This is a genomic window from Nocardia sp. NPDC003482 (genome assembly GCF_053588115.1).
Genome location: NZ_JBSFPI010000006.1, coordinates 247,752 through 270,981, shown reverse-complemented (window position 1 = coordinate 270,981; position 23,230 = coordinate 247,752). Strand labels below are relative to the sequence as shown.

At 71.1% G+C, this 23,230-nt stretch carries 22 protein-coding genes; 13 read left to right on the top strand and 9 right to left on the bottom strand.

What is annotated here, in order from left to right; translation table 11 throughout:
* Nucleotides 1-48 precede the first annotated feature (48 nt).
* Nucleotides 49-1,266 carry a CaiB/BaiF CoA transferase family protein gene (locus ACWDSJ_RS12085; RefSeq protein WP_450031462.1) on the top strand — a complete coding sequence of 406 codons (1,218 nt, stop codon included), beginning with the start codon at nucleotides 49-51 and terminating at the stop codon, nucleotides 1,264-1,266.
* A 24-nt stretch (nucleotides 1,267-1,290) separates the two neighbouring features.
* Entirely contained in the window at nucleotides 1,291-2,172 is an 882-nt protein-coding gene (locus ACWDSJ_RS12080) for an LLM class flavin-dependent oxidoreductase (RefSeq protein WP_450031460.1), read from the top strand.
* Here ACWDSJ_RS12080 and ACWDSJ_RS12075 read toward each other — a convergent pair.
* Nucleotides 2,135-3,328, bottom strand: a complete 1,194-nt coding sequence (locus ACWDSJ_RS12075; RefSeq protein WP_450031458.1) for an amidohydrolase family protein — start codon at nucleotides 3,326-3,328, stop codon at nucleotides 2,135-2,137. The genes ACWDSJ_RS12080 and ACWDSJ_RS12075 overlap by 38 nt on opposite strands.
* Nucleotides 3,329-3,358: 30 nt before the next feature.
* On the bottom strand, nucleotides 3,359-4,903 hold the full coding sequence (locus ACWDSJ_RS12070; RefSeq protein WP_450031456.1) for an AMP-binding protein: 1,545 nt from the start codon (nucleotides 4,901-4,903) through the stop codon (nucleotides 3,359-3,361).
* A 51-nt stretch (nucleotides 4,904-4,954) separates the two neighbouring features.
* Between ACWDSJ_RS12070 and ACWDSJ_RS12065 the strand changes: the two genes are divergently transcribed.
* Nucleotides 4,955-5,860, top strand: a complete 906-nt coding sequence (locus ACWDSJ_RS12065) for an acyl-CoA thioesterase (protein ID WP_450031454.1) — start codon at nucleotides 4,955-4,957, stop codon at nucleotides 5,858-5,860.
* A 39-nt stretch (nucleotides 5,861-5,899) separates the two neighbouring features.
* The gene (locus ACWDSJ_RS12060) at nucleotides 5,900-6,289 is read left to right on the top strand and encodes a DUF427 domain-containing protein (protein ID WP_387360582.1); all 390 of its coding nucleotides are present in this window, start codon (nucleotides 5,900-5,902) and stop codon (nucleotides 6,287-6,289) included.
* Between the two features lie 5 nt (nucleotides 6,290-6,294).
* Here the strand turns inward: ACWDSJ_RS12060 and ACWDSJ_RS12055 are convergent, their stop codons facing one another.
* Nucleotides 6,295-7,101, bottom strand: coding sequence for an NAD(P)-dependent oxidoreductase (locus ACWDSJ_RS12055; RefSeq protein ID WP_450031452.1), 807 nt, complete (start codon nucleotides 7,099-7,101; stop codon nucleotides 6,295-6,297).
* An 80-nt stretch (nucleotides 7,102-7,181) separates the two neighbouring features.
* On the opposite strand from ACWDSJ_RS12055, the gene ACWDSJ_RS12050 reads away from it, so the two are divergent.
* From ACWDSJ_RS12050 to ACWDSJ_RS12020, 7 genes are all read left to right on the top strand, one after another.
* Nucleotides 7,182-7,625, top strand: coding sequence for a hypothetical protein (locus ACWDSJ_RS12050; protein WP_450031450.1), 444 nt, complete (start codon nucleotides 7,182-7,184; stop codon nucleotides 7,623-7,625).
* Nucleotides 7,622-8,425, top strand: a complete 804-nt coding sequence (locus tag ACWDSJ_RS12045; protein ID WP_450031448.1) for an SDR family oxidoreductase — start codon at nucleotides 7,622-7,624, stop codon at nucleotides 8,423-8,425. Before ACWDSJ_RS12050 ends, ACWDSJ_RS12045 begins: the two co-directional genes overlap by 4 nt.
* Before the next feature lie 102 nt (nucleotides 8,426-8,527).
* On the top strand, nucleotides 8,528-9,250 hold the full coding sequence (locus ACWDSJ_RS12040) for a TetR/AcrR family transcriptional regulator (RefSeq protein ID WP_450031569.1): 723 nt from the start codon (nucleotides 8,528-8,530) through the stop codon (nucleotides 9,248-9,250).
* On the top strand, nucleotides 9,247-10,596 hold the full coding sequence (locus ACWDSJ_RS12035) for an enoyl-CoA hydratase-related protein (protein ID WP_450031446.1): 1,350 nt from the start codon (nucleotides 9,247-9,249) through the stop codon (nucleotides 10,594-10,596). Before ACWDSJ_RS12040 ends, ACWDSJ_RS12035 begins: the two co-directional genes overlap by 4 nt.
* On the top strand, nucleotides 10,593-11,768 hold the full coding sequence (locus ACWDSJ_RS12030; RefSeq protein WP_450031444.1) for a CoA transferase: 1,176 nt from the start codon (nucleotides 10,593-10,595) through the stop codon (nucleotides 11,766-11,768). The genes ACWDSJ_RS12035 and ACWDSJ_RS12030 overlap by 4 nt, the downstream gene beginning before the upstream one ends.
* Nucleotides 11,765-13,150, top strand: coding sequence for an amidohydrolase family protein (locus ACWDSJ_RS12025; protein WP_450031442.1), 1,386 nt, complete (start codon nucleotides 11,765-11,767; stop codon nucleotides 13,148-13,150). Before ACWDSJ_RS12030 ends, ACWDSJ_RS12025 begins: the two co-directional genes overlap by 4 nt.
* A gap of 93 nt (nucleotides 13,151-13,243) precedes the next feature.
* Nucleotides 13,244-13,738 (top strand): DoxX family protein, encoded by a 495-nt coding sequence (locus ACWDSJ_RS12020; protein WP_450031440.1) that lies wholly within the window; start codon nucleotides 13,244-13,246, stop codon nucleotides 13,736-13,738.
* 60 nt (nucleotides 13,739-13,798) lie between these two features.
* On the opposite strand, the gene ACWDSJ_RS12015 is transcribed toward ACWDSJ_RS12020, so the two are convergent.
* From ACWDSJ_RS12015 to ACWDSJ_RS12005, 3 genes are all read right to left on the bottom strand, one after another.
* Nucleotides 13,799-14,635 (bottom strand): mycofactocin-coupled SDR family oxidoreductase, encoded by an 837-nt coding sequence (locus ACWDSJ_RS12015; RefSeq protein ID WP_387360568.1) that lies wholly within the window; start codon nucleotides 14,633-14,635, stop codon nucleotides 13,799-13,801.
* Nucleotides 14,632-15,924 carry a cytochrome P450 gene (locus tag ACWDSJ_RS12010; RefSeq protein ID WP_450031438.1) on the bottom strand — a complete coding sequence of 431 codons (1,293 nt, stop codon included), beginning with the start codon at nucleotides 15,922-15,924 and terminating at the stop codon, nucleotides 14,632-14,634. Before ACWDSJ_RS12010 ends, ACWDSJ_RS12015 begins: the two co-directional genes overlap by 4 nt.
* A 95-nt stretch (nucleotides 15,925-16,019) precedes the next feature.
* Nucleotides 16,020-16,523, bottom strand: coding sequence for a hypothetical protein (locus ACWDSJ_RS12005; protein ID WP_450031567.1), 504 nt, complete (start codon nucleotides 16,521-16,523; stop codon nucleotides 16,020-16,022).
* Nucleotides 16,524-16,770: 247 nt separating this feature from the next.
* Here ACWDSJ_RS12005 and ACWDSJ_RS12000 point away from each other — a divergent pair, with 247 nt between their 5' ends.
* Together ACWDSJ_RS12000 and ACWDSJ_RS11995 are read left to right on the top strand one after the other, a co-directional pair.
* Nucleotides 16,771-17,952, top strand: coding sequence for an amidohydrolase family protein (locus ACWDSJ_RS12000; protein WP_450031436.1), 1,182 nt, complete (start codon nucleotides 16,771-16,773; stop codon nucleotides 17,950-17,952).
* Entirely contained in the window at nucleotides 17,949-19,397 is a 1,449-nt protein-coding gene (locus ACWDSJ_RS11995; protein WP_450031434.1) for a FadD3 family acyl-CoA ligase, read from the top strand. The genes ACWDSJ_RS12000 and ACWDSJ_RS11995 overlap by 4 nt, the downstream gene beginning before the upstream one ends.
* Nucleotides 19,398-19,403: 6 nt before the next feature.
* On the opposite strand, the gene ACWDSJ_RS11990 is transcribed toward ACWDSJ_RS11995, so the two are convergent.
* Genes ACWDSJ_RS11990 through ACWDSJ_RS11980 form a run of 3 tightly spaced genes read right to left on the bottom strand, consistent with a single transcriptional unit; the run spans nucleotide 19,404 to nucleotide 23,220 of the window.
* Complete coding sequence (locus tag ACWDSJ_RS11990) at nucleotides 19,404-20,561, bottom strand: thiolase C-terminal domain-containing protein (protein ID WP_450031432.1); 1,158 nt, start codon at nucleotides 20,559-20,561, stop codon at nucleotides 19,404-19,406.
* Complete coding sequence (locus tag ACWDSJ_RS11985; protein ID WP_450031430.1) at nucleotides 20,558-21,766, bottom strand: CaiB/BaiF CoA transferase family protein; 1,209 nt, start codon at nucleotides 21,764-21,766, stop codon at nucleotides 20,558-20,560. Before ACWDSJ_RS11985 ends, ACWDSJ_RS11990 begins: the two co-directional genes overlap by 4 nt.
* Entirely contained in the window at nucleotides 21,763-23,220 is a 1,458-nt protein-coding gene (locus ACWDSJ_RS11980) for an aldehyde dehydrogenase family protein (RefSeq protein ID WP_450031428.1), read from the bottom strand. Before ACWDSJ_RS11980 ends, ACWDSJ_RS11985 begins: the two co-directional genes overlap by 4 nt.
* Between the last annotated feature and the right edge of the window lie 10 nt (nucleotides 23,221-23,230).

Genomic DNA, 23,230 nt, shown 5'->3' with positions numbered 1-23,230 from the left:
CACGCGCACCGAATCGGTCAGCGCGCCAATCCGTTTCGAAGGAGCGACATGGACTCCGACCACCCCGCCCCGGGACCGCTGTCCGGAGTCACCGTGGTGACCCTCGAACAGGCCGTGTCCGCGCCCATGTGCACCCGCACCCTCGCCGACTTCGGCGCCCGGGTGATCAAGATCGAGAATCCGCCGGTGGGCGATTTCGCCCGTGCCTACGACGATGTCGTCCACGGCCTCGGCGCGCATTTCGTCTGGGTCAACCGCGGCAAGGAGTCGGTCACCCTCGACCTCAAACATCCCGACGGCCCCGCGGTTCTGGACCGGCTGCTGGCGACCGCCGACGCGTTCGTGTCCAATCTCGCCCCGGGCGCGGCCACCGCGCTCGGTCTCGGCGCGGCCGAATTGTCCACGCGCCATCCGCATCTGGTCGTACTGGAGATCGACGGGTACGGCCCCGGCGGCCCCCTGTCGCACAAGCGCGCCTACGACCTGTTGATCCAGGCCGAATCCGGCGTGTGCGCGGTGACCGGACATCCGGACGCGCCCGCCAAACCCGGCCCGCCCGTGGCCGATGTCTGCTCGGGCCTCTACGCCGCCCTCACGATCATGGCCATGCTGTTCGCGAGGCGCGGCGGCGCGTCCGTCCCGGGCCCGGCCGCGGTGAGCCTGTTCGACACCGCCGCCGAACTCATGGGCTACGCCCTCACCTACTCCCGCTACACCGGCGTCGACCAGACCCCGCTGGGCATGAGCTCCCCCGCGGTCGCCCCGTACGGGGCCTACCCGACCGCCGACGGCCACACCGTCGTACTGGGCACGACCAACGACCGGGAGTGGCGACGCCTCGCCCGCGACCTGCTCGGCCGCCCGGACCTGGCCGACGACGACCGCTACGCGAGCAACGCCGATCGGGTCCACCACCGCGCCGACCTGGACACCGCCATCGCGAAATGGACCACCCAGCACACACTTTCGGAGATCCAGTCCGCCGCCGACGCCGCCGGAATCGGCAACAGCCGCTACAACACCCCCACCGACGTGATCGCTCATCCGCACCTCACCGCCCGCGACCGCTGGCGCTCGATCGACTCCCCGGTCGGCCCGGTGACCGCCCTGCTGCCCCCGCCCGTGATCACGGGCTGGACGCCGCCCATGGGCGCGATTCCCGCCCTGGGCGAGCACACCGAAACCGTCCTCGCCGCAGCCGGATTCGACACCGAGGAGATCGCGGACCTGCGCCGCCGCGGTGTGTTCGGCACCTTCGGATCGTGATCGTCCTACACCAGTGAGGTTCCGATGGCCGAATGGTTCGTCTTCCTGCCCCAGATCCGAATGACGCTGGGCGACATCGTGATCCGGGCCCGCGCGGCCGAGGACGCGGGCTTCGACGGCATCGCCTTCATCGACCATCTCCTCGCGCCGGGCGCGGAACACCAACCGCTGTGGGAGGCGATGACGGCGGCGACCTGGGTCGCCGCGCACACCGACCGGCTGCGCGTGGGCCATCTCGTGCTCTGCGACGCGTTCCGGCACCCCGCGCTGCTCGCCAAACAGGCCGCCACCCTCCAGGAGGCGTCGGGCGGCCGCTTCGAACTCGGCCTCGGCTCCGGCTCGATCCCCGCCGAGCTGATCCGGTTCGGGATCACCGAGGACCGTGCGCCGCAACGCCATCGGCGGCTCGCGCGAACCCTCGACCTGCTGGCCGCCCATTGGGATCCCGACTCCGACCTCGCCCTGCCGCCCACGCCCGCCGTGCCGATCCCGCTGCTGGTCGGCGGCGTCGGTCCGCGCACCCTGGAGCTGGTCCGCCGCCACGCGAGCTGGTGGAATCTGCCCGCCCCGCACCTGCCCCGGCTGCCCGAACTGCTCGGCGAGATCGGTTCGGCGCGGGTGTCGGTGCAGCAGGCCATCGGATTCGCCGGCGCCGCAAGCGATCCCGAGCGAGTCGCCGAGCTGGCCCGGCGGCGCTTCGGGTATCTCGGCGACGGCCTGGTGTGCGGCGACGCCGCGCGGCTGCGGGCGCATTTCGCCGGGCTGACCCGCCTCGGCGTGGAACGCTTCTACGTGTGGTTCACCGACTTCGCCGACCCCGCGACGCTCGCGGAATTCGGGGAGTCGGTGATCGCCCACGACGCCGCCGCTACACCTTCAGCAGGCGAGCGAGATTGCCGCCCATGATCTTCGCCTGATCCTCGACCGGCATGTCCTTGATCTCGTGGATGTAGCGCGCCGGTTCGGCCAGGCCCTCCGGATGCGGCCAGTCCGAGCCGAACAGCACGTGATCCACGCCGATCAGCTCCGCGGTCCCGGGCAGATCCTCCTCCCAGAACGGGCTCACGTAGAGGCTGCGCTTGACCGCCTCCACCGGATCCTTGAACCCGAAGCCCTCCGGAGCCTTCTTGTACACATCGCGCAACGTGTTCAACAGCGGCTCCAGCCACGAGCTGCCGTTCTCGATGACCGCGATCTTCAACTCCGGGAAGCGGAACAGCGCGCCGTGGCACACCCAAGAGGCGACCGCGTCGGTCACCGGCCGCCAGGCCGTGGTCATCTGGAAGGTGTTGGTCTTGAACGGAAGCATCTCCAGGCTCGACCCGTCCCATTCGGCGTCGAAGCGGGAGTAGCCGCTGTCGGAGGAGTGCATGGTGACCAGCACGTCGTGCTCGACGACCCGCTTCCAGAACGGATCGAACTCCGGCAACGCGAACGAGCGCATCCCCCGCAGCCCCGGCACGGGCGCGGGGCGGATCAGGATCGCGCGGGCGCCGTGCTCGACACACCAATCCAGTTCCTCGATGGCCCGCTCCACGATCGGCAGGCTCACCACCGGCACGGTGAAGATCCGGTCCGAATGCACGAAACCGCCGTCCTGACCCCAGGTTTCGAGCATCCAGCGGTTGAGCGAGTGGATCACCGCGTGGATGAGATCCGGGTGGTGGCGCATGCGCTCCTCGACCAGGCTCGCCAGGGTCGGGAACATGAGCGCGCGCCGCAACTGCAATTCGTCCATGACCTTCAGGCGCTCGATCGGGTCCCGGAACGCGGGCATCGCCTCGATCGGCTTGCCGAAGATCTCGCGGCGGCTCTTGCCCTCCGGATTGCCGTTCTTGAAGTACTCCTCCATCGCGCCGGGCGCGGCCACGTAGTCGAAGGTGGGGTTGGGGATGTACTCGCTGATCTGGCCCAGCACCGCGATCTTCTTGCGGCCGTTGACCTCCACGTACTTGATGGCCCCGTCGTACTCCTTGGGCAAGTACTTGGTCAGGGCCTCCTCGGTCTCGTAGAGGTGGTTGTCGGCGTCGAACAGCTGATAGGGCAGATCTACCTTGGTCATTGAGAATCCTCCTTCACGTATATGAGAATATTATTCTCCCGCGGCCCCGGCCGCCAGTTCCTGCCGGATGCGGTACTTCTGCACCTTGCCGCTGGGCGTGCGCGGCAGATCCGCCACGATGTGCACCTCCTCGGGCCACTTCTGTTTGGCGAGACCCCGTTCGGCGAAGTGGGCGCGGATGTCGTCGAGGGTGGGCGCGGCGTGCCCGGGACGCAGCCGCAACACCGCCGCGGCGTGCTCACCCAGGCGGGCGTCGGGGGCGGCGACCACGGCCGCCTCGGCGACCGCGGGCAGGCCGAGCAGGATCTCCTCGACCTCCACCGCGCTGATGTTCTCCCCGCCGCGAATGATGAGGTCGGTGGTCCGATCGGTGATGCTCAGATAGCCGTCCGCGTCGAGGACGCCGATGTCCCCCGTGTGATACCAGCCCTCGGCGTCGAAGGCGCGGGCGGTGAGCGCGTCGTCGACGTACCCCAGGCACAGATCCGGGCCGCGGGTGAGGATCTCGCCGTCCTCGGCCAGCCGCACCTCCACCCCGGGCAGCGGCTCGCCGTCGGTGAACAGCCTCTTGTGCGCGGGCGCGGTGTGCGCCGAGGCCGTCACCGACGGATGTTCGGTGCTGCCGTAGGAGCGGTAGACCACGATGCCGAGATCGGTCAGCCGCGTGGTGACCGCCGCGGGCACCGGCGCGCCGCCCATGCCCGCGTAGCGGATGAAGCGCAGATGCTCGGGGGTGAAGCCGGGATGGTCGAGCAGGCTGGTGAAGTAATACGGCACGCCCCCGGCCACATTCACCTCGAACTCCGTCATCAGCGCCAGGGCGCGATCGGTGCTCCAGACGTCCAGGAGATGGATCGGCGCGGCATTGAGCACGGAGATGAGCAGCGCGTTGATCATCCCGATGAAATGCCCGACCGGCGCGCAGGTCAGCTGCGCCCCGAAGTCCGGCGGATAGTGCCCGCCCAACTGCCGGGTCTCGAAGCCGAGCGTGCGGTGAGAGTGGATGACGCCCTTGGGGTCTCGCGTCGTGCCGGAGGTGAAGGCGATGAGCGCGGGCGCGTCCGGATCGACCCGCGCCACCCCGGCCATCGGCTCGTCGGCCAGCAACTCCTCGAAGTCGCGACCCACCACGCCGACGATCGGCACCCCGGCGCACACGGTCGGATCGAAGGTGAGCGCGCCGAAGCGCTCGACGGTGACGAACACCTTCGGCCGCGTGGTCGCGAGGATGTAGCCGACCTCCTTGCGCCCGTAGAAGTGCACGATCGGCACCACCACCGCGCCGAGCAGCGCCGAGGCCCAGAACGTCGCCGCGGCCTCCATCCAGTTCGGCAGCTGGAAGGCCACCACGTCCCCCGCGCCCACCCCGCGCGCGGACAACCCGGCCGCGAGCCTGCGAGCCACCCGCTCCACCTCCCGCACCCGGCCCGACCACGGCCGCACCTGCGAGTGCACCTCGAACCGCTGGTCCGGCGCCGCCGCCAGACCCCGGGCGAGCAACTCGCCCAGCGTGTCCCGGGTCCACCACCCCTCCGCCACATACCGTTCGACCAGCTCCGCGGGAATCGTGCGCATGCCGGATATGATATTCTCGCCAATGAGAATTACATATCCAAATGAGAGAACATGTCCCCGGACGGTGAGGAGGTGCCCGTGGGCGCGAGAACCGTTGCCCCCGCGTGGGATCAGGCCGAACTCGTCCGGCTGATGGACGTGCTGCCCGCAGGACCCGGGCGGTATCGCGCCCCCGCGCACGGCCCGTCCGAACGCAATGTGGTCGAGGCCGGGCAGCTGCTGGGCGGCGCGGTGGTCGCCGCGGCCGCCGAACTGCCGAGCCATCGCGTCACCTCGGTCTCGATGATCTTCTCCCGGGTCGCCGCGCACGACGCGCCGCTGACGCTCGACCTCGAACTCCCGCACCGTGGCCGCACCTTCGCCACCGCGCGGGTGGGCGTCACCCAGGACGAGCGACTGTGCGCCTCGGGCCTGGTCCTGCTGGATTCCGGTGCGCCCGAGCTCATTTCGGCCGTCGAGCCGATGCCCCGGGTCACCCCGCCGGATGACCTGCGCCCGCTGGATCTGCCGGGCGCGGTCGTGGCGGGCCGGGACATGCGAGTGGTCGGCGGCTACGACCCCGCGAGCGCGGCGTGCGGGCCGCCGGAGTTGTTCGTGTGGACGCGTTTTCGCGACGCCCCGCGGCGTCCGGAACTGCACGCCGCGCTGCTGACCCAGTCCACCACGCACTGGACCGTCGCCGCCGCGCTGCGCCCGCACGCGGGCCTGACCGAGGCCATGGCCCACCACTCGATCTCGACCGGCATCACGATGGCGACGGTGACCTACCACGACGAGGCCGACGTGCGCGACTGGCTGCTGTACTCCACCCGCGCGATCTACGCCGGGCGCGGGCACGCCCAGGGCGACGGGCGCGTGCACGCCGCGGACGGCCGTCTCGTCGCCTCCTACACCGTGCACGCCATGGTGCGCGGCTTCGCGGCGGACCGGGGCGGGCGCGCGGACGCCGTGCTGTGAGGCGACCGAGGCGGCACCATGGGATGGGAGGAGGCAGCGATGAAGCAATCGGGTTATGTCGAACGGCCGGACTACATCGTCGATGTACGGCGGGTGCGCAACCGGATCCGGGTCACCCACGACGGGGAGGTCCTCGCCGAGAGCACCGCGAGTCTGCTGGTGGCCGAACAGGATCACGGCGTGGTCTTTTACCTGCCGAGCACGGACGTCCGCTTCGAACTGCTGGCGCCGGATCCCACGACCTCGCGCTGCCCGTTCAAGGGCGAGGCCCGGTACTGGCGGCCGGTGGACGGGACCGAGCCGATCGCGTGGGAGTACCCGGAGCCGTACCCGGAGGTCGCGGTGCTGCGCGGGCACATCGGCTTCTACCAGGATCGGGTGAATCTCGAAGTGGGCGTGGCCGTTCCGGCGGTCACCGGGCGGCCATGATCGCCTCAGACCAGATCGAACGGCCCGTCCGCGAGGACCGCGGCCAGCGGGCCGAGGGCGATACCGGCGCTGTCGGCCGCCTCGAGGCAGGCCGCCACATCCTTGCGCAGGAACCGGTCCACCACGGGTTCGAATCCGGCCACCCCGCCGCCGCGCCGAATCGATCCCGCCGCGTAACTGCGGCCGCTGCACAGCGACAGCGCCTCGAGCAGATCCCGCTCGGCGATGCCGAGTTCGCCGCCGATCCGCACCGCGGTCGCGACGAGTTGCGCGTTGGCGGAGAACAGCGCGTTGTTGATCAGCTTCACCGCCAGGGCCGTGCCGAGACCGCCGGTGGCGACGATATTCCCGGCGTAGGCGGACAGCACCGGGCGCACGGTCTCGACCGCGGCGGCGGGACCGCCCAGCAGCACGGTCAATTCGCCCGCCGCGATATCGTGCGGGCCGCCGCTGATCGGGCCGTCGAGCAGGACCGGGCCGTCCGGGTGGGCGGCGGCCAGCGCGCGCAGGGTGGCGATGGAACCCGTTGTGTGCGAGACGATCACGGCGTCGCGGGCCGCGCGCTCCAGCACGCCGCCGGGCGCGCCGAGCACCTCGGTCAGCTGGGCGTCGTCGTAGAGGCACACGATGACGACGGGCTGCGCGGCCGCCTCGGCCGCCGCGTCGGCCACCGTCGCCCCGAGCGCGCGCAGCCGCTCGCGCACCTCGTCGCGGCGCGCGTACACCACCACCCGGTGCCCCGCGCCCACCAGCCGGGCCACCATCGGCTCGCCCATCTGTCCCGCACCGACGAATCCGACGCTCCGCGTCATCGCGAGGCTCCTTCCACGACCTTGCCCCGAGCAAACCGTTTGCCTTACCGTTGCTTATACAGCATCTTTCAGGAGCGCCCATGAGAGACGACGAAATCCCCGGTCTCACACCGCGAATCGCCGCGGCCCTGCACGACAGCGGCAAGGCGCTCGCCGACCGCGTCCGCGCCGACATCCTGCACGGCCCGCGCCCGGTGTTCCTCTACTACCTGGCGCAGTCCTTCGACACCCTCACCGCCACCCTCGCCCGAGGCGGCGTGCCGCGTCCGGCGACCCCGGCCCAGCAGCTGTGCCTGCACCTGATGCTCGAGCACACCGAGCGTCACCGGGACGCGGTGGATCACGACACCGCGCGGGTCCGGGCGGCGCTGCTCGCCGACGGGGCGCACGAGCCACTGGCCGCGTTGGTCCGCCACCCCGGTCAGCCGGACGTCTACGACTTCGTGGGTCTCGGCGACGCGTTGAGCGCCCGGGGAATGGGCGCGTTCTTCGCTCCCGTCGAACCCGACAGCCTCGTCGCGTGACGGTCGCGGTCGTCATCGGCGTGGGCGGCATGGGCCGCGCCATCGCGCGCCGGATCGGCAGCGGGCGGTGCCTGCTCCTCGCCGACTTCGACGCCGCGGCCCTCGACGCCGTCGCCGAGCAGCTGCGCGACGAGGGCCACACGGTCACCTCGCGCGTTGTCGATGTGGCGCACCGGGATTCGGTGCGCGAGCTCGCCGACGCCGCCGCCGCGCTCGGCCCGGTCAGCCGGATCGCGCACACCGCCGGGCTGTCCCCGACGCAGGCGCCCACGGCGGCGATCCTGCGCGTGGATCTGCTCGGGGTCGCGTTGGTGCTCGAGGAGTTCGCGCGGGTGGTCGCGCCCGGCGGGGCCGGGGTGGTGATCGCCAGCATGGCCGCGCGGCTGATCGGCGCACTGCCCGACGATCAGGAGCGGGCCCTGGCCGCCACCCCCGCCGACGACCTGCTCACGCTGCCCTTCCTCGCCCCGGAGACGCTGACCGAACCCGGCGCGGCGTACGCGATCGCCAAGCGCGGCAATGTTTTACGGGTCCGCGCCGCCGCCGGGGCCTGGGGCGCGCGGGGGGCGCGAATCAACTCGATCAGCCCCGGCGTCATCTCCACCCCGATGGGCCGCCTGGAACTGTCGAGTCCGCTCGGGGCGGGGATGCGCGCGCTGATCGAGATGTCGGCCACCGGCCGCGTGGGCACGCCGGACGATATCGCCGCCGCCGCGGACTTCCTGCTCGACGACCGCGCGGGCTTCGTCACCGGCACCGATCTGCTCGTCGACGGCGGCGTGGTGGCCGCGGCGAGTTGATCGCCCGGACCCCGGTCGGCGGAATACCCAGCGGTACCATTTACCGTGGTGCCTACGGTCGGTGGTGCCTACGATCGGGTCGATCCGGAGGTGGTTGCGGCGATGGCCAAGCGAGCGACGGCGGTGAAACGGCAACGCCGGGAACGGGGTTCGCTCAACCCCGACGATATCCTCGCGGGCGCCTTCGAACTGGCCGAGCAGATCGGGATCGACAATCTGAGCATGCCCATGCTGGGCAAACACCTCGATGTCGGCGTCACGAGCATCTACTGGTACTTCCGCAAGAAGGACGATCTGCTCGAGGCCATGACCGAGCGGGCGCTGGCCCGCTACGAGTCCGCGGTGTTCGGCCACGCCGCCCCCGAGGACGCGGACTGGCGGGCCGCGCTGCGCGCGCACGCGCACGCCGTGCGAAAGGTGTTCGCCGACAACCCGATTCTGTGCGATCTGCTGCTCGTCCGCGCCGCCGTGAGCCCGGGGGCCGTGCACGCGGGCGCGGCCACCGCCGACCGGGCGGTCGCCGATCTCGTCGCGGCGGGCCTGCCCCGGCGCGACGCGCTCGACACCTACGCCGCGATCCGCCTGCACGTCCACGGTTCGGTGGTGCTGCGCCGCCTGTTCGACAAGAACGACGGCGATCCGGCGACCGCTCCCGCACTCGGCGTCCCCGACGACCGAACCTTCGAATACGGACTGAACTGCATCCTCGACCACGCCGCCCGGCAACTCGACACCGGTCGCGCCCCCACGCGTAAGACGCCCGCCAAGAAGGCGACCGCGAAACGGGCCCCCCACGCCCGCACCGCGGTGCCCGACCAGCGATGAGCGAACCCTCGGGCCCGGTGCCACATCCGCGTGACCCGGCCGCAATCACCTCCGGCGCGATACCGCATCCGGATGACCCGGCCGCGATCACCTCCGGCCCGGTGCCACATCCGGATGCCCCGGCCGAAACCGCCTCCGGCGCGGTACCGCATCCGGATGCCCCGGCCGAAACCGCCTCCGGCGCGGTACCGCATCCGGGTGACCCGGCCGAAACCGCCTCCGGCGCGGTGCCACATCCGGATGGCCCGGCCGCGATCACCTCCCGCGCGGTACCGCATCCGGGTGACCCGGCCGCGACCGCCTCGGGCGCGGTGCCGCATCCGGTCGGCCTCGCCGAAATCGCCTCGGGCGCGGCCGCTCTCACGCTGGACGCGGCCGGGGTGCCGCGGCATCCGCTGGTCGTGGTGGACCTCGGCCGCAACGAGTGGCGGCACGCGGAGGCGGCGATCGAGGCGCTGCGGGGGCGCACGGTCGTCACGGTCGGCATCGCGGATCGTCCGCTGCCGGTGGCCGCCGCCCCGCTGCTGGAGGCGCTCACCTGCACCCTCGCGCCCGGCGGCCCGGGCGGCGCGTGGGTCGCGGGATCACCGGTCGATCTGAAGGCCATCGCGGCCACTGTCGCCGCCGCGCCCCGGGCCGCCCTGACGCTCGCGGGCCTGCTGGACCTCACCGCGCGGGCGAGCGTGACCGACGGCCTGACCGCCGAATCCCTGGCCTACTCCATGCTGCTGGCCGCGCCCGAATTCGCCGCCTGGCGCGCGCGGACCCCCCGCCGCCGGATCCCGGAACCCGCCGACCCGGTGCTGCTCGACCGCACCGGCGACGTCCTCACCCTCACCCTGAATGTGCCCGAGCGGCACAACGCCTTCGGCCGCGCGGTCCGCGACGCGCTGCTGGACGGTCTGGCCGTCGCCGAACACGATCCGTCCATCCGGGAGGTCGTGCTGCGCGGGAACGGCCGATCCTTTTGCAGCGGAGGCGATCTCGACGAGTTCGGCACCGCCACCGATCCCGCGGCGGCCCATCTGGTGCGGCTGCGGCAGAGCGCGGCGGCCGCGATCCACCGACTCGGCGACCGGGTGCGCGTCGAGGTGCACGGCGCGTGCATCGGCGCGGGCGTCGAGATCCCGTCCTTCGCCGCACGGATAAGCGCCCGCCCCGACGCCCGCTTCCGCCTGCCCGAACTGGCCATGGGCCTGGTCCCCGGCGCGGGCGGCACGGTCGGCATCACCCACCGCATCGGCCGCTGGCGCACCGCGTATCTGGCCCTCACCGGTCAGCCGATCGACGCCGCCACCGCCCTGGAGTGGGGTCTGATCGACGAACTCACCGACGGCGAGCCGTGACCACGCCCCTGCGCGCCTGGGCCGCGTCGGGGGCGATGGCCCTCACCGGCCGAGCCGACGGGCCGCCCTGTGCCGCGCCGGGATTCCCCGCCGCGCGGGTCGCGACCGGCCTCGAACGCATCGCCGACCTGACCCGCACGCGCACCGGGACCACACCCCGGCTGCCGGGAGTGGGCCTGCTCGGGGAACGCGCCGCCGCCATGGGTTTCACGCGGCGCGGCCCGGTCTCGTGCGGCGGGTCCTTTCGGACGATCCGTACCGGTGACGGGTGGCTGGGATTGTCCCTGCCCCGGCCCACCGATCTCGAGCTGATCCCGGCGCTCGTCGAGAAGGCCGCCGTCACGGACCCGTGGGCGGCCGTGCTCGCCTGGGCGCGCGAACGGTCGACACGGGAGGCGGCCGAACGCGTCGAACTGCTCGGCCTCGCCGGGTCGGCAGTACCCGCCCCCCGGCTGGATTCCCGTGCGGGCGTGGTGATCTCGGAGTTCGGCCCGCGCACGCGGCGGCGGGAGCACCCGGTGATCGTGGATCTGACCGCGCTGTGGGCGGGTCCGCTGTGCGCGCATCTCCTCGGCCTCGGCGGGGCGCGAATCATCAAGGTGGAGAGCACGACCCGGCCCGACGGTGCGCGCCGGGGCTCGGCGGAGTTCTTCGACCTGCTGCATCGCGGACACGACATGCTCACCCTGGACTTCGGCGACGACCGCGATATCGACCGGCTGCGCGCCCTGATCGCCGACGCGGACCTCGTCCTGGAGAGTTCCCGCGCGCGGGCACTGCGCCAGCTCGGCATCGACGCGACCGCCTGCGCGGCGGCGGGCACCTCGTGGCTGTCCATCACCGCCCGCGGGCGCGCCAGCAATGCCGTCGGCTTCGGCGACGACATCGCCGTCGCCGCAGGGCTTTTCGTGCCCGACGGCGACGACCTGCTGCCCTGCGGCGACGCGCTCGCCGATCCCCTGACCGGGGTGTGCGCCGCCGAGGCCGCCGCGACCGCGCTGCTCGCCGACCGCGCCCGCCTGATCGATATCGCCATGCTCCACCTGAGCGCCGAGACCGCCGCCGGTCCGATCGAGGAGCACACCGTCCGCCACGACGGGCACCGCTGGTGGGTCCACACCGCCACCGATCGATTCCCCGTCGCCGCGCCCACCGCGCGCACGCGATCATGAACATCCTGTTCCGCGACGTCGAGATCGACGGCGGCACAACCGATCTCCGCGTCATCGGCGACCGAATCTCCGAGATCGGCCCCGACCTGCCCGCCCGCGCCGCCGAGATCGTCGACGGCCGCGGCGGCGCCCTGCTCCCCGGCCTGCACGACCACCACCTCCACCTGCTGGCCACCGCCGCCGCGGCCCGTTCGATCGACTGCGGCCCGCCCGCGGTGACCGACCTCGCCGCCCTGCGCCGGGCCCTGACCGCGCGCCCCGGCACCGGCTGGCTGCGCGGCACCGGCTATCACGAATCGGTCGCCGGGCCCCTCGACCGGCACGCCCTGGACCGGATCGTCCCCGACCGCCCCCTGCGCGTCCAGCATCGCGGCGGGGCCCTGTGGATGCTGAATTCGGCCGCGCTGGAGGCGATCTCGGAGGTTCTCGACGACTCCGCCGACGTGGAACGCGACGCGTCCGGCGTCCCGAACGGGCGGCTGTGGCGCTACGACAGCCGCCTGCGGCCCGCGCTGCCGGACGACCCGCCCGACCTGACCGCGCTCGGCCGCACACTCACCCGCTACGGCATCACCGGCGTCACCGACGCCACCCCCGATCTCGACGCCGCCGCGGTGCGCCTGCTCGCCGACGCGCACCGCGGCGGCGCGCTCCCCCAGCGCCTCACCCTGCTCGGCGCGGAACCCGAAGCGGCGCAGGGTCTTTCGGTCGGCCCGCGCAAACTGCTGCTACGCGACCACGACCTGCCCGACTACGACACCCTCACCGCGACGATCTCCGACAGCCACCGCCGCGACCGCCCGGTCGCGGTGCACTGCGTCACCCGCGAAGCGCTGCTGCTGACGCTCGCCGCCCTCGACGAGGTCGGCGCGCTGCCCGGCGACCGCGTCGAACACGCGGGCGTCGTGCCCCCCGGCGTGGCCGAACACATCGCGCGGCTCGGCGCGGCCGTGGTCACCCAGCCCGGCTTCCTGCTCGACCGCGGCGACACCTATCTGCGCGAGGTCGCTCCCGACGACCGCGACCACCTCTATCCGCACGCGAGCCTGCTGCGCGCCGGGGTCCGCGTCGCGCTGTCCAGCGACGCCCCCTACGGCCCCCTCGACCCGTGGACCGTCCTGCGCGCCGCCGTCGAAAGAACCACGCGCACCGGCCGATTCGTGGGCCCGCACGAGCGCGTGGACGCCGCGACCGCCCTCGCCGCCTACCTCGGGCCGCCCGAGCGGCCGGGCGGCCCGCCGCGCCGCCTCGATCCCGGCGCGCCCGCCGACCTCTGCCTGCTGCGCACACCCCTGCGCCACGCCCTCGCCCACCCCGATCACACCCTCGTCCGCGCGGTCGTGATCGGCGGCCGGATGCCCTTCCTTTTTGGCACCCAGTGACATTATGCTGGCTGCCACACTCTCCCCTCCCCCGGGGCCGACGTCCGCCCGCTGGCGTGACACCCCGAATCCCCCACTCCACGAGGTATTTCCATGATCGAATCCGATACCGCGCTCGCCCTGCTCCGCCTGGTGCTGGGCGTGATCATGATCGCGCACGGCGTCAACCACTGGATCGGCGGCGGCAAGATCGCCGGAACCGCCCGCTGGTTCGCGAGTCTCGGGCTGCGCAACGGCACGCTCCAGGCGTGGTTGAGCGTGCTCACCGAGATCGGCGCGGGCGCGCTGCTGGTGCTCGGCCTGCTCACCCCGTTCGCGTGCGCGGCGGTGGTCTCGGTGATGCTCGTCGCGGGCCTGCTCGCCCACCGGCCCAACGGGTTCTTCGTGTTCAAGGAGGGCTACGAGTACGTGCTGGCGCTCGCCGTGACCGCGGTGGCCACGGCGCTGCTCGGCCCCGGCCGTCTGTCGATCGATCACGCCGCCGGTATCGAGATCACCGGCTGGGCGGGCGGCGGCATCGCGCTGGGCCTCGGCGTGCTCGCCACGGCCGCGCTGCTGGCGGTGTTCTGGCGGCCCGCCGACAAGTAGGCCCGCGTAATCGAGCGCCGGTGAGAATCCCACCGGCGCTCGATTACACTGTGCGACAGGCTATTTCAGCATGCTGCCCGCGTCGATCGGCAGCGGCACGCCGGTCACGTAGCGCGATTCGTCGGAGGCGAGGTACAGCACCGCGTTGCTGATGTCGACCGGCTCCACCCACGGGATGGGCAGGGTGTGGAACATGCGGCAGATCGGATCCAGATCCGCCGGGCCCGGATGCTCGAGGTCCGGGCGGAACAGCTTGTAGGTGCCCTCGTTCATCACCATCGGGGTGTTCACGTGCGTGGGATGCACCGAGTTGACCCGGATGGAGTGCTGGCCCAGCTCGACCGCGAAGGTCCGCATCAGGCCGACCACGCCGTGCTTGGCCGCCACGTAGTGCCCGACGTTCGGGTACGCCTTGAGCCCGCCCACCGAACTGGTGAGGATGATCGACCCGCCGCGCCCGCCGGAGATGATATGTCCCGCACCGGCTTTCACGGTCTTCCAGACGCCGCCGAGGTTGACCCCGATCATGTCGTCCCACAGATCCTCGCGCAGGTCGAGCAGCTGACCGCCCTCGTTGCCGATGCCCGCGTTGGCCACGATGACGTCCAGCCGCCCCAGCTGTTCCACGCCGCCGTCCACCGCGGCCTTCAGCGCGTCGTAGTCGCGCACGTCGACCTCGGCCGTAACGATCCGCCGCCCTTCGGCTTTCACCAGGTCGGCCGTCTCGGCAAGATCCTCCGGCGTCGACATCGCGAACGGCACATTGTCCAACTGCTTACAGACGTCGACCGCGATGATGTCGGCGCCCTCCTGCGCCAGGCGCACCGCGTGGCTGCGCCCCTGACCGCGTGCCGCACCGGTGATGAATGCGACCTTGCCCTCGACCCGTCCGGTCATCGTGGTTTCCTCTGTTCGTCGTTGGGAGTGAATTCGATGTGCAGCTCACGCAGCCCGCGCAGGATGTAGGTGGGCTCGTACTCGTAGCGGCGCGCGTCGCGCGGACCGTGTTTGTCCTCGTCGATGCGGATGTCGAGCATCCGGTCGAGGATGCGTTCGATCGACACCCGGCCCTCCACGCGCGCCAGCGGTCCGCCCGGACAGGTGTGCACGCCGCGCCCGAAGGCCATGTGCTCGCGGGCATTCGGGCGATCGAGCCGGAACTCGTGCGGCTCGTCGAACCGGCGCGGATCCCGATTGGCCGCCCCCGGGCACAGCATGACGACCTTGCCGACCGGCACCTGGACCTCGCCCAGTGAGGTGTCCCGCTTGGTCAGCCGGAACAGGCTTTTCACCGGGGCCTCCAGCCGCAGCGTCTCCTCGATGAACAGCGGGATCTTGCCGCGGTCGGCCCGAAGTTGTTCCTGGAGTTCGGGATTGTCGCCCAGGAAGCGCAGCGCCGAGGTGAGCAGTTTGGCCGTGGTCTCCTGCCCGGCCGCGAACAGGAAGGTCGCCGAGCGCACCACCTCGATGATCTCCGGGGTGGAACCGTCGGGGTACTTCGCCAGCGCCAGCTGGGTCAGCACATCGTCGCGCGGTTCGCGGCGGCGGTCGGCGATGTAGGCGCTGAACTTCTCGTCCAGGAAATCCAGCGGGTTGGCCGAGACGATGTCCTCGTCGAGCGCGCCCACGCGCGCGCCCGGGCGGTCGGCGCCGAGCACGACCCGGAACTGCTTGTGATCCTCCTCGGGGACACCCAGCACATCGGCGACGACCAACAGCGAGAACGGCTTCGCGTAGGAGGCCAGGAAGTCGCACCGGCCGTCGGCGACGAATTCGTCGAGGTGGGCGTCGGCCAGACGCCACATGAACTCCTCGTTCTCCTTCAACCGGGCCGGCGTGAGCAGCCGGTTCAGCAGCGAGCGGGCGTAGGTGTGCTCGGGCGGATCCATCGTGACCATGTGCTCGAACATGGGCATCTTGTGCCGGTGCTCGGCGATCAGCTCGGTCAGATCGTCGCCCTCCACCTCGAACGGCAGGGGCGGGAACGGGCCGCCGAGCGCGACCATCGACGACAGCGTCTCGCCGCTGCGCATCGCGTCGGCGGTCTCCTCGTACCCCGTCACCGCGACGACGCCGTGCGCCACCTCCGTCACCGGGCATTTCGCGCGCAGGTGGTCGTAATAGGGATGCGGATCGGGAACCAGCGTCTGATCCGTGAAGTAGTCGACGGTGTCGAAGTCAGTCATCCTGGACAGCTCCTGCCATGCGTGAGACCCAACCGATAGTAACGTTGTTACTCATTTCAAGAGAATAGCGTTCTCCTGTGTGAGTAGCGAGCTACTTACAGTGGGTTAGATTGATTCTCAGACTCCGTTCGCCCCATCGCGCCGGTCCGGAACACCTCGAGCCGCCCGACGGCCTCCCCGCCGCAGCCCGCGGCGGTCAGCGCGCACGCCTTGAACGCCCGCGCGGCCACGCTCACCCGGTGTTCGGCGGTCGCCACCCGCGCGTCCAGTTCCGCGGGCAGCGCGTCGCCCCAGACCGTGATCTCGGCCCGGCCGTCGTCCAGACAGGCCAGAACCCCTTCGCGCACACGGGGATCCGCGCGATACGATTCCGCGGCCACCGCGATGACGTCGGGCCACACCTCGTGCGGGCCGCCCGCGAGGGATTGCTCGAGATCGAGGACGGTCGCCCCGAGGATCTCCAGCGGACGGACGTCGCGGCACCCGGGCACGAGCACGGTGACCTCCCAACCCGCCGAGGACCGGTCGAACAACCAGCCGCCCGCGTGCCGGACCACATCGACCGTCCGCGGCGCCACCACCGCCAGGCGGTACCGCAGCGGATGCCGTCGCGCGTGCGCGCGCCAGCGGGCGGCCGCGCGCGTGCCCCGGGCGCCCTTGTCGACGGAAGCGGCGGAGTTCCCGGACATGCTGTCCCCTCTCGGGCACGAAAACACCGTTCTCCAAAATGTGAGATCGGTCTCATCGGAGATAGTAACGGCATTCGGCCAATTCCGGCAGGCATCGGGCATTGCCATGCCCAGCCCAGCGAGAATACGATTCTCTCCAAGAGACAAGGAGGATCTCATGGGCAAGCGCGATCTGCCGTACCAGCTGTTCGACGCGGACAACCACCTGTACGAGACCAAGGAGGCGCTCACCAAGTACCTCCCCGAGCGCTTCCGGGGCGCGATCCAGTACGTCGAGGTGAACGGCCGCACCAAGATCGCGATCCGCAATCAGATCAGCGAGTACATCCCCAACCCCACCTTCGAGGTGGTCGCCCGGCCCGGCGCGATGGAGGAGTACTTCCGCAACGGCAATCCGGAGGGCAAGAGCCGCCGCGAGATCTTCGGCGAGGCAATGAGATCCATCCCCGCCTTCCGCGAGCCCGCGGCGCGGCTGGCCCTGATGGACGAGCTGAACATCCACCGCTCACTCATGTTCCCGACGCTGGCGAGCCTCATCGAGGAGCGGATGAGCGACGATCCGGAACTCATCCACGCCGTCATCCACGCGCTCAACCAGTGGCTGCACGAGACCTGGACGTTCAACTACGCCGACCGGATCTACACCGTGCCGGTGGTGAGCCTGCCCATCCTCGACAAGGCCATCGAGGAACTGGAGTGGGTCGTCGAGCGCGGCGCCCGCGCGATCCTGGTGCGGCCCGCGCCGGTGCCGGGCCTGGGCGGCTCGCGCTCGTTCGCGCTGCCGGAGTTCGATCCGTTCTGGCGGCGGGTGATCGAGCTCGACGTGCTGGTGGCCATGCACTCCTCCGACAGCGGATACGCCAAGTACGCCTCGGACTGGGAGGGCAACCGCGCGGAAATGCTTCCGTTCCAGACCAATACGTTCCGCATGGTCAACGAGTGGCGGCCTATCCAGGACGCGGTGGCGTCGTGGGTGTGTCACGGTGGGCTGCTGCGCAATCCGGAGCTGAAGATCGCCGTCATCGAGAACGGCGCGAGCTGGCTGCCGCCGCTGCTGGCCGAGCTGGCGGACGTCTACAAGAAGGCGCCGGAGGGCTTCGGTTTCCAGGATCCGGTGGCCGCGATCAAGCGCAGCGTCCACGTCAGCCCGTTCTGGGAGGAGGATCTCGGCGCGCTGGCCGACCTGATCGGCGTGGAGCGGGTGCTGTTCGGGTCGGACTACCCGCATCCGGAGGGGCTGGCCGAACCGGCCCGCTACGTCGACGTCGTCAAGGACATGCCGCTGGAGCATCAGGAGCTGATCATGGGCGGCAACCTCGCGCGATTGCTGTCGCTGTGAGCTGGGAGTCCATCCCGCACCTGGTCCGCGACGCGGCCGAACGGTTCGGCGATGCCGAGGCCGTGGTGGACGGGCGGGTGCGGTGGAGTTTCGCCGACCTCGCGCGACGGGTGCGCCGGGCCGCGGGGGCCTACGCCGCGGCCGGGATCGGCCCGGGGGATCGGGCGGCGATCTGGGCGCCGAATTCGGCGGACTGGATCGTCGCCGCCCTCGGGCTGCTCACCGCGGGCGGGGTGCTCGTGCCCATCAACACGCGGTTCAAGGCGGCCGAGGCGGCCGATGTCATCACCCGCAGCGGGGCGAAACTCGTTCTGGCACAGCAGGGTTTCCTCGGAACGCGCTACACCGCCCCGGCCGGGGTGCCGGTCATCGATCTGAAGTCCGGCTTCCTCGCCGAGGGTGATCCGTTCGAGCGCGAGGTCGACGGGAACGCGATCGCCGACATCATCTTCACCTCGGGCACCACCGGAAAACCCAAGGGCTGCATGATGAACCACCATCAGACGCTGCGGCTGTACGCGGAGTGGTGCGATCTCGCGGATCTGCGCGAGGGCGACCGCTACCTGATGGTGAACCCGTTCTTCCACACCTTCGGGCTCAAGGCGGGCATCGTGTCCTCGCTCATTCGCGGCGCGACCATGCTGCCGGTGCCGGTGTTCGACGTGGACCGGGTGTTGGAACTCGTTGCGCGCGAACGCGTCACGATGCTGCCCGGACCGCCGACGCTGTACCATTCACTGCTCGCGGCCCAGGGGGAACACGACCTGTCGTCGCTGCGCGCGGCCGTCACCGGTTCGGCCGACATCCCGGTCGAGCTGATCCGGCGGGTGCGCGAGGAACTGCCGTTCGAGTCGATCATGACCGGATACGGCCTGACCGAGGCGGGCACGGCCACCGCGTCGCGGCCCGGCGACACCTTCGAGCAGATCGCCACCACGGTCGGGCTGCCCTGCGACGGCGTCGAGGTGCGCATCGCCGACGACGGCGAGATCCTGGTGCGCGGCTACTCCGTGATGCGGGGCTACCTCGACGATCCGGCGGCCACCGCGGCGGCCATCGACCCAGAGGGCTGGTTGCACACCGGCGATCTGGGCAGTCTCGACGACACCGGGCGGCTGCGGGTGCTGGGCCGCAAGAAGGACATGTTCATCGTCGGCGGCTTCAACGCCTACCCGGCCGAGATCGAGGACTTCCTGCTCGAGCATCCGGCCGTCGCGCAGGCGGCGGTCATCGGGGTGCCCGACGAGCGGCTCGGCCAGGTGGGCATGGCGTTCGTGGTCGCCAAAGGCCCGCTCTCCGAGGCGGATCTGATCGCGTGGAGCCGCGAGCGGATGGCCGGGTACAAGGTGCCGCGCACCGTGCGCGTGGTCGCCGACCTGCCGCTCAACGCCACCGGCAAGGTCGCCAAGGACCGGCTGTCGGCCGAGGCGACGCGGCCCGCCTGATGCGGATCAGCGCGGGCCTTCGAGGAGGGTCACCGCCGCCACGGCGGTGGGGCCGCCGATATTGTGCGCCAACCCGATTCGCGCGCCGTCGACCTGGTTGACGGCGTCGCCGCGCAACTGCTCGAACAGCTCCACGCACTGCGCGATCCCGGTCGCCCCCGGCGGATGCCCCTTGCATTTGAGCCCCCCGCTCGGGTTGACCGGCAGCGCGCCGCCGACGGTCGTCGCGCCCGACTCCACCAGCTTGTACCCCTCGAACCGGTCGGCGAAGCCGAGGTCCTCGTAGCTCATCAGCTCGATGCCGGTGAAGAAGTCGTGCACCTCGGCGACGTCCACATCGGCCGGTTCCAGCCCGGCCATGGCGAAGGCGCGCCGGGCCGCGCGCACCGTCGCCGGGAACGTCGTCATATCCCGCTTGTGTTGGTGCATCACCGAATCCAGGCCCAGCCCCACCCCGCGGATCCACACCGGCCGATCGGTGTAGCGATCGACCACCTCGGCGGCAGCGAGCACCAGCGCCGCCGCGCCGTCGCTCTGCGGCACGCAGTCGTACACGCCGAACGGATCGGCGACGAGGGGCGCGGTCATGGCCTGTTCCATGGTGATCTGAAAGCGCAACCGCGCCTTGGGGTTCCGCGCGCCGTGGCGGTGGTTCTTCACCGCCACCATGGCCAGATGCTCCCGGGTGGCCGGGGATTCGTGCAGGTAGCGGTTGACGTGCAGGGCGAATCCGGCCGGGGTGAACGGGCCCAGGGGATAGTCCCACGCCCGATCCGCCCCGGTGGCCTCCCATTCGCGCAGCAGATCCCGCTGCGCGGTCTCGCGCAGCTTGTCCGCGCCGATCACCAGCGCCACGTCCACGAGGCCCGAGGCGATGCCGAACACCGCGTTGCGCACCGCGTCATTGCCTGTGGCACAGGAGTTCTCGATCTTCGTGACCGGCAGTTCGGGCAGCCCGAGGGCGTCGGAGAGGATGCCGGCGGCGAATCCGTCGGTGCCGCCGGTCGCCCCGAACCAGGCGGCGTCCAGATCCGCGGTCCGCAGGCCCTTGTCCACGCTGGCCGCGCACTCGGCGAAGGCGAGGGGCAGCAGATCCTTGACCCCGAGGGCGAAATGCTCGGCGAACGGTGTCATGCCCGCGCCGACGACGGCCACCTTCCTCATGCGATCGCGCCCACCGTCTTGAGTTCGAGGATGCGGTCCCAGTCCAGGCCGAGTTCGAGCAGCACCTCCTCGGTGTGCGCGGCGAATTCCGGGCCGGGCCGCAGGTCGGGGGCGGTGACATCGAACTGCACCGGACTCGACACCAGAGTCAATTCCCCTGCGGGACGGAGGTATTCGTTGGCGGCGATCTGCGCGTCGTGGCCGACCTGCACCGAATCCTGTACCGGCGCCCACGGCCCCGCCAGCGTCGCGAACCGCTCGGTCCACTCCGCGAGGGTGCGGGTGGCGATCACCTCGCGCAGGATGGCCACGGCCTCGGGGGTGTGCTCGGCGATCCGCGCGGCGTCGGCGAAGCGCGGATCCTCGGCCAGCTCCGGCCGATCGATGTGGCGGCACACGTCGGCCCAGAACTTGCCCGGCTGCAACATGACCAACGACAGGTAGCGGCCGTCGGCGGTGGTGTACAGCCCCGACAGCGGATTCGTCGGCGCGCCGTGCACGCCCGGAGCGGGCGCGGTCATCGGCTCCTTGGTGTAGCTCGACAGGGCCACCGAATGACCGATCGACCACAGCCCGCTGCCGAGCAGCGACACGTCGACCACCGAGGTCTCCCCGGTGCGTTCGCGTTTGAGCAGCGCCGCGGCGATCCCGCCCGCGAGGTTCGTCCCGGAGATGGTGTCGCCGAAGGCCGGACCGGGCGGGCCGATCATGCCGGTCGTCCCCTCGGGGGTGATGGTGGCCGCGACACCGCCGCGGCACCAGTAGGCGGTCATGTCGTACCCGCCGCGCTCGGCCTCCACGCCGCGCGGGCCGAGCGCGCTGCCGCGTGCGTAGACGATGGCCGGGTTCACCGCGCGGATGTCGTCGACATCGATGCCGAATTTCGTGCGCGCCCCGGGCAGGAAGCTGGTCAGGAACACGTCCGCGGTCGCGGCCAGATCGTGGACGATCGCGCGGCCCTCGGGTTTGGACATGTCCACCCCGATGCTGCGCTTGCCCCGATTGGCGTGCTCCACATTGGGATTCGGGTCGCCCTCCACCTTGAATTTGCCGACCTGCCGCAGTCCGCGCTGCGGGTCCCCGGTGACCGCGTGTTCCACCTTGATCACATCGGCGCCCCAGTCCGACAGCACCGCGCCCGCCGAGGGCACGAACCCGTACATCGCGACCTCGAGCACCCGGATGCCGCTCAGCGGCCCGCTCATGCGACCACCTCCGCGAGGGTCTTGCGCTCCAGGAACTCCTCCAGCCCGACCCGGCCCATCTCCCGCCCGATGCCCGACTGCTTGTAGCCGCCGAAGGGCGCGTCGGGGGCGAAGTAGTTGCCGCCGTTGACACTCAGCGTGCCGGTGCGGATGCGCCGCGCCACCGCCTTGGCCCGCTCGTTGTCGGCCCCGAACACCGCTCCGGACAGCCCGTAGATGGAGTTGTTGGCGATGCGGACCGCCTCCTCCTCGTCGTCGTAGGGGATCAGCGCGAGCACCGGGCCGAACACCTCCTCCTGTGCGATCTCGCTGTCGGGATCGACGTTCGCCAGCAGGGTCGGTTTGTAGAAGAAGCCGGGCCCGACCTTCTCGCCGCCGGTCACCAGGGTCGCCCCCGCCGCGACCGCGCGCTGGACCATGCCGTCGACCTTGTCGCGCTGCTTCTCCGAAATGAGCGGTCCCATATAGGTTTTCGGGTCGCCCGGATCGCCCCAGCGGACGTGCGCGAAGTTCGCGGCGACCAGTTCGGCGAACTTGTCGTGCTCGGCGCGCGGGACCAGCACGCGGGTGGTCAGCGCGCAACCCTGCCCGGCGTGGGTGACGACGCTGAACGCGGCGAACACCGCGGCCTGGGTGTAGTCGGCGTCGTCGAGCAGGATCATGGCCGATTTGCCGCCCAGTTCCAGGAAGACCCGCTTGAGGGTGCCGCTCGCGGCGGCCATGATCTTGCGGCCCACCGCCGTGGATCCGGTGAAGGTGATCATGTCCACGTCCGGATGGGTCGTCATGCGTTCGCCCACGGCCACATCCGAGGACGCCAGCACGTTCACCACGCCCGGCGGGATATCGGTGTGGTTGGCGATGATCTCGCCGATGGCCAGCGTCGCCAGCGGGGTGTCGGGCGCGCCCTTGAGCACGACCGTGCAGCCCGCGGCCAGGGCGGGCGCGAGCTTGGCCAGGGTGAGCTGATGGGGGTAGTTGTAGGCGACGATGGCGGCCACCACGCCCGCGGCCTCCAGCTCGACCCAGCGGTGGTGCTGTTGACCCCGGACCTCGACAGTGCCCAGATCCTCGGTGAAGTCGTATGTCGGCAGCAGTTCGGCGTAGTAGCGCACGATCTCGATCGGCGTCTCGAGCTGGTTGGCGTGGGTGAGGTTGCGGGTCGCGCCCACCTCGGCGATGGTCAGCTCACGCAGCTCCTCCACATTCTCGCGCAGCGCCCGGTACAGCTGCTCGAGGCAGCGGGTCCGCAGCTCGACGTTCGTGGACCAGTCGGTGGTGTCGAAGGCCGTGCGGGCGGCCGCGATCGCGGCGTCGGCCTCGGCCACTCCCGCCTCCGGCGCGTAGCCGTACACCTCGCCGGTGGCGGGATCGAGCGAGGACACCACCCGCTCGGTCTCGACCAGCCGCCCGTCGATCAGTAGCCGCCGTGCGACCTTCTCCCGCGTTGACATCCCGTCTCCT

Coding starts and splice junctions, on each gene's coding strand:
- ACWDSJ_RS12080 (WP_450031460.1), top strand. CDS start 1,291: ATGGCCGAATGGTTCGTCTTCCTGCCCCAGATCCGAATGACGCTGGGC.
- ACWDSJ_RS12070 (WP_450031456.1), bottom strand. CDS start 4,903: ATGCGCACGATTCCCGCGGAGCTGGTCGAACGGTATGTGGCGGAGGGG.
- ACWDSJ_RS12075 (WP_450031458.1), bottom strand. CDS start 3,328: ATGACCAAGGTAGATCTGCCCTATCAGCTGTTCGACGCCGACAACCAC.
- ACWDSJ_RS11980 (WP_450031428.1), bottom strand. CDS start 23,220: ATGTCAACGCGGGAGAAGGTCGCACGGCGGCTACTGATCGACGGGCGG.
- ACWDSJ_RS12010 (WP_450031438.1), bottom strand. CDS start 15,924: ATGACTGACTTCGACACCGTCGACTACTTCACGGATCAGACGCTGGTT.
- ACWDSJ_RS12035 (WP_450031446.1), top strand. CDS start 9,247: ATGAGCGAACCCTCGGGCCCGGTGCCACATCCGCGTGACCCGGCCGCA.
- ACWDSJ_RS12085 (WP_450031462.1), top strand. CDS start 49: ATGGACTCCGACCACCCCGCCCCGGGACCGCTGTCCGGAGTCACCGTG.
- ACWDSJ_RS12025 (WP_450031442.1), top strand. CDS start 11,765: ATGAACATCCTGTTCCGCGACGTCGAGATCGACGGCGGCACAACCGAT.
- ACWDSJ_RS12015 (WP_387360568.1), bottom strand. CDS start 14,635: ATGACCGGACGGGTCGAGGGCAAGGTCGCATTCATCACCGGTGCGGCA.
- ACWDSJ_RS12060 (WP_387360582.1), top strand. CDS start 5,900: ATGAAGCAATCGGGTTATGTCGAACGGCCGGACTACATCGTCGATGTA.
- ACWDSJ_RS11985 (WP_450031430.1), bottom strand. CDS start 21,766: ATGAGCGGGCCGCTGAGCGGCATCCGGGTGCTCGAGGTCGCGATGTAC.
- ACWDSJ_RS11990 (WP_450031432.1), bottom strand. CDS start 20,561: ATGAGGAAGGTGGCCGTCGTCGGCGCGGGCATGACACCGTTCGCCGAG.
- ACWDSJ_RS12055 (WP_450031452.1), bottom strand. CDS start 7,101: ATGACGCGGAGCGTCGGATTCGTCGGTGCGGGACAGATGGGCGAGCCG.
- ACWDSJ_RS12020 (WP_450031440.1), top strand. CDS start 13,244: ATGATCGAATCCGATACCGCGCTCGCCCTGCTCCGCCTGGTGCTGGGC.
- ACWDSJ_RS12000 (WP_450031436.1), top strand. CDS start 16,771: ATGGGCAAGCGCGATCTGCCGTACCAGCTGTTCGACGCGGACAACCAC.
- ACWDSJ_RS12050 (WP_450031450.1), top strand. CDS start 7,182: ATGAGAGACGACGAAATCCCCGGTCTCACACCGCGAATCGCCGCGGCC.
- ACWDSJ_RS12065 (WP_450031454.1), top strand. CDS start 4,955: ATGTCCCCGGACGGTGAGGAGGTGCCCGTGGGCGCGAGAACCGTTGCC.
- ACWDSJ_RS12040 (WP_450031569.1), top strand. CDS start 8,528: ATGGCCAAGCGAGCGACGGCGGTGAAACGGCAACGCCGGGAACGGGGT.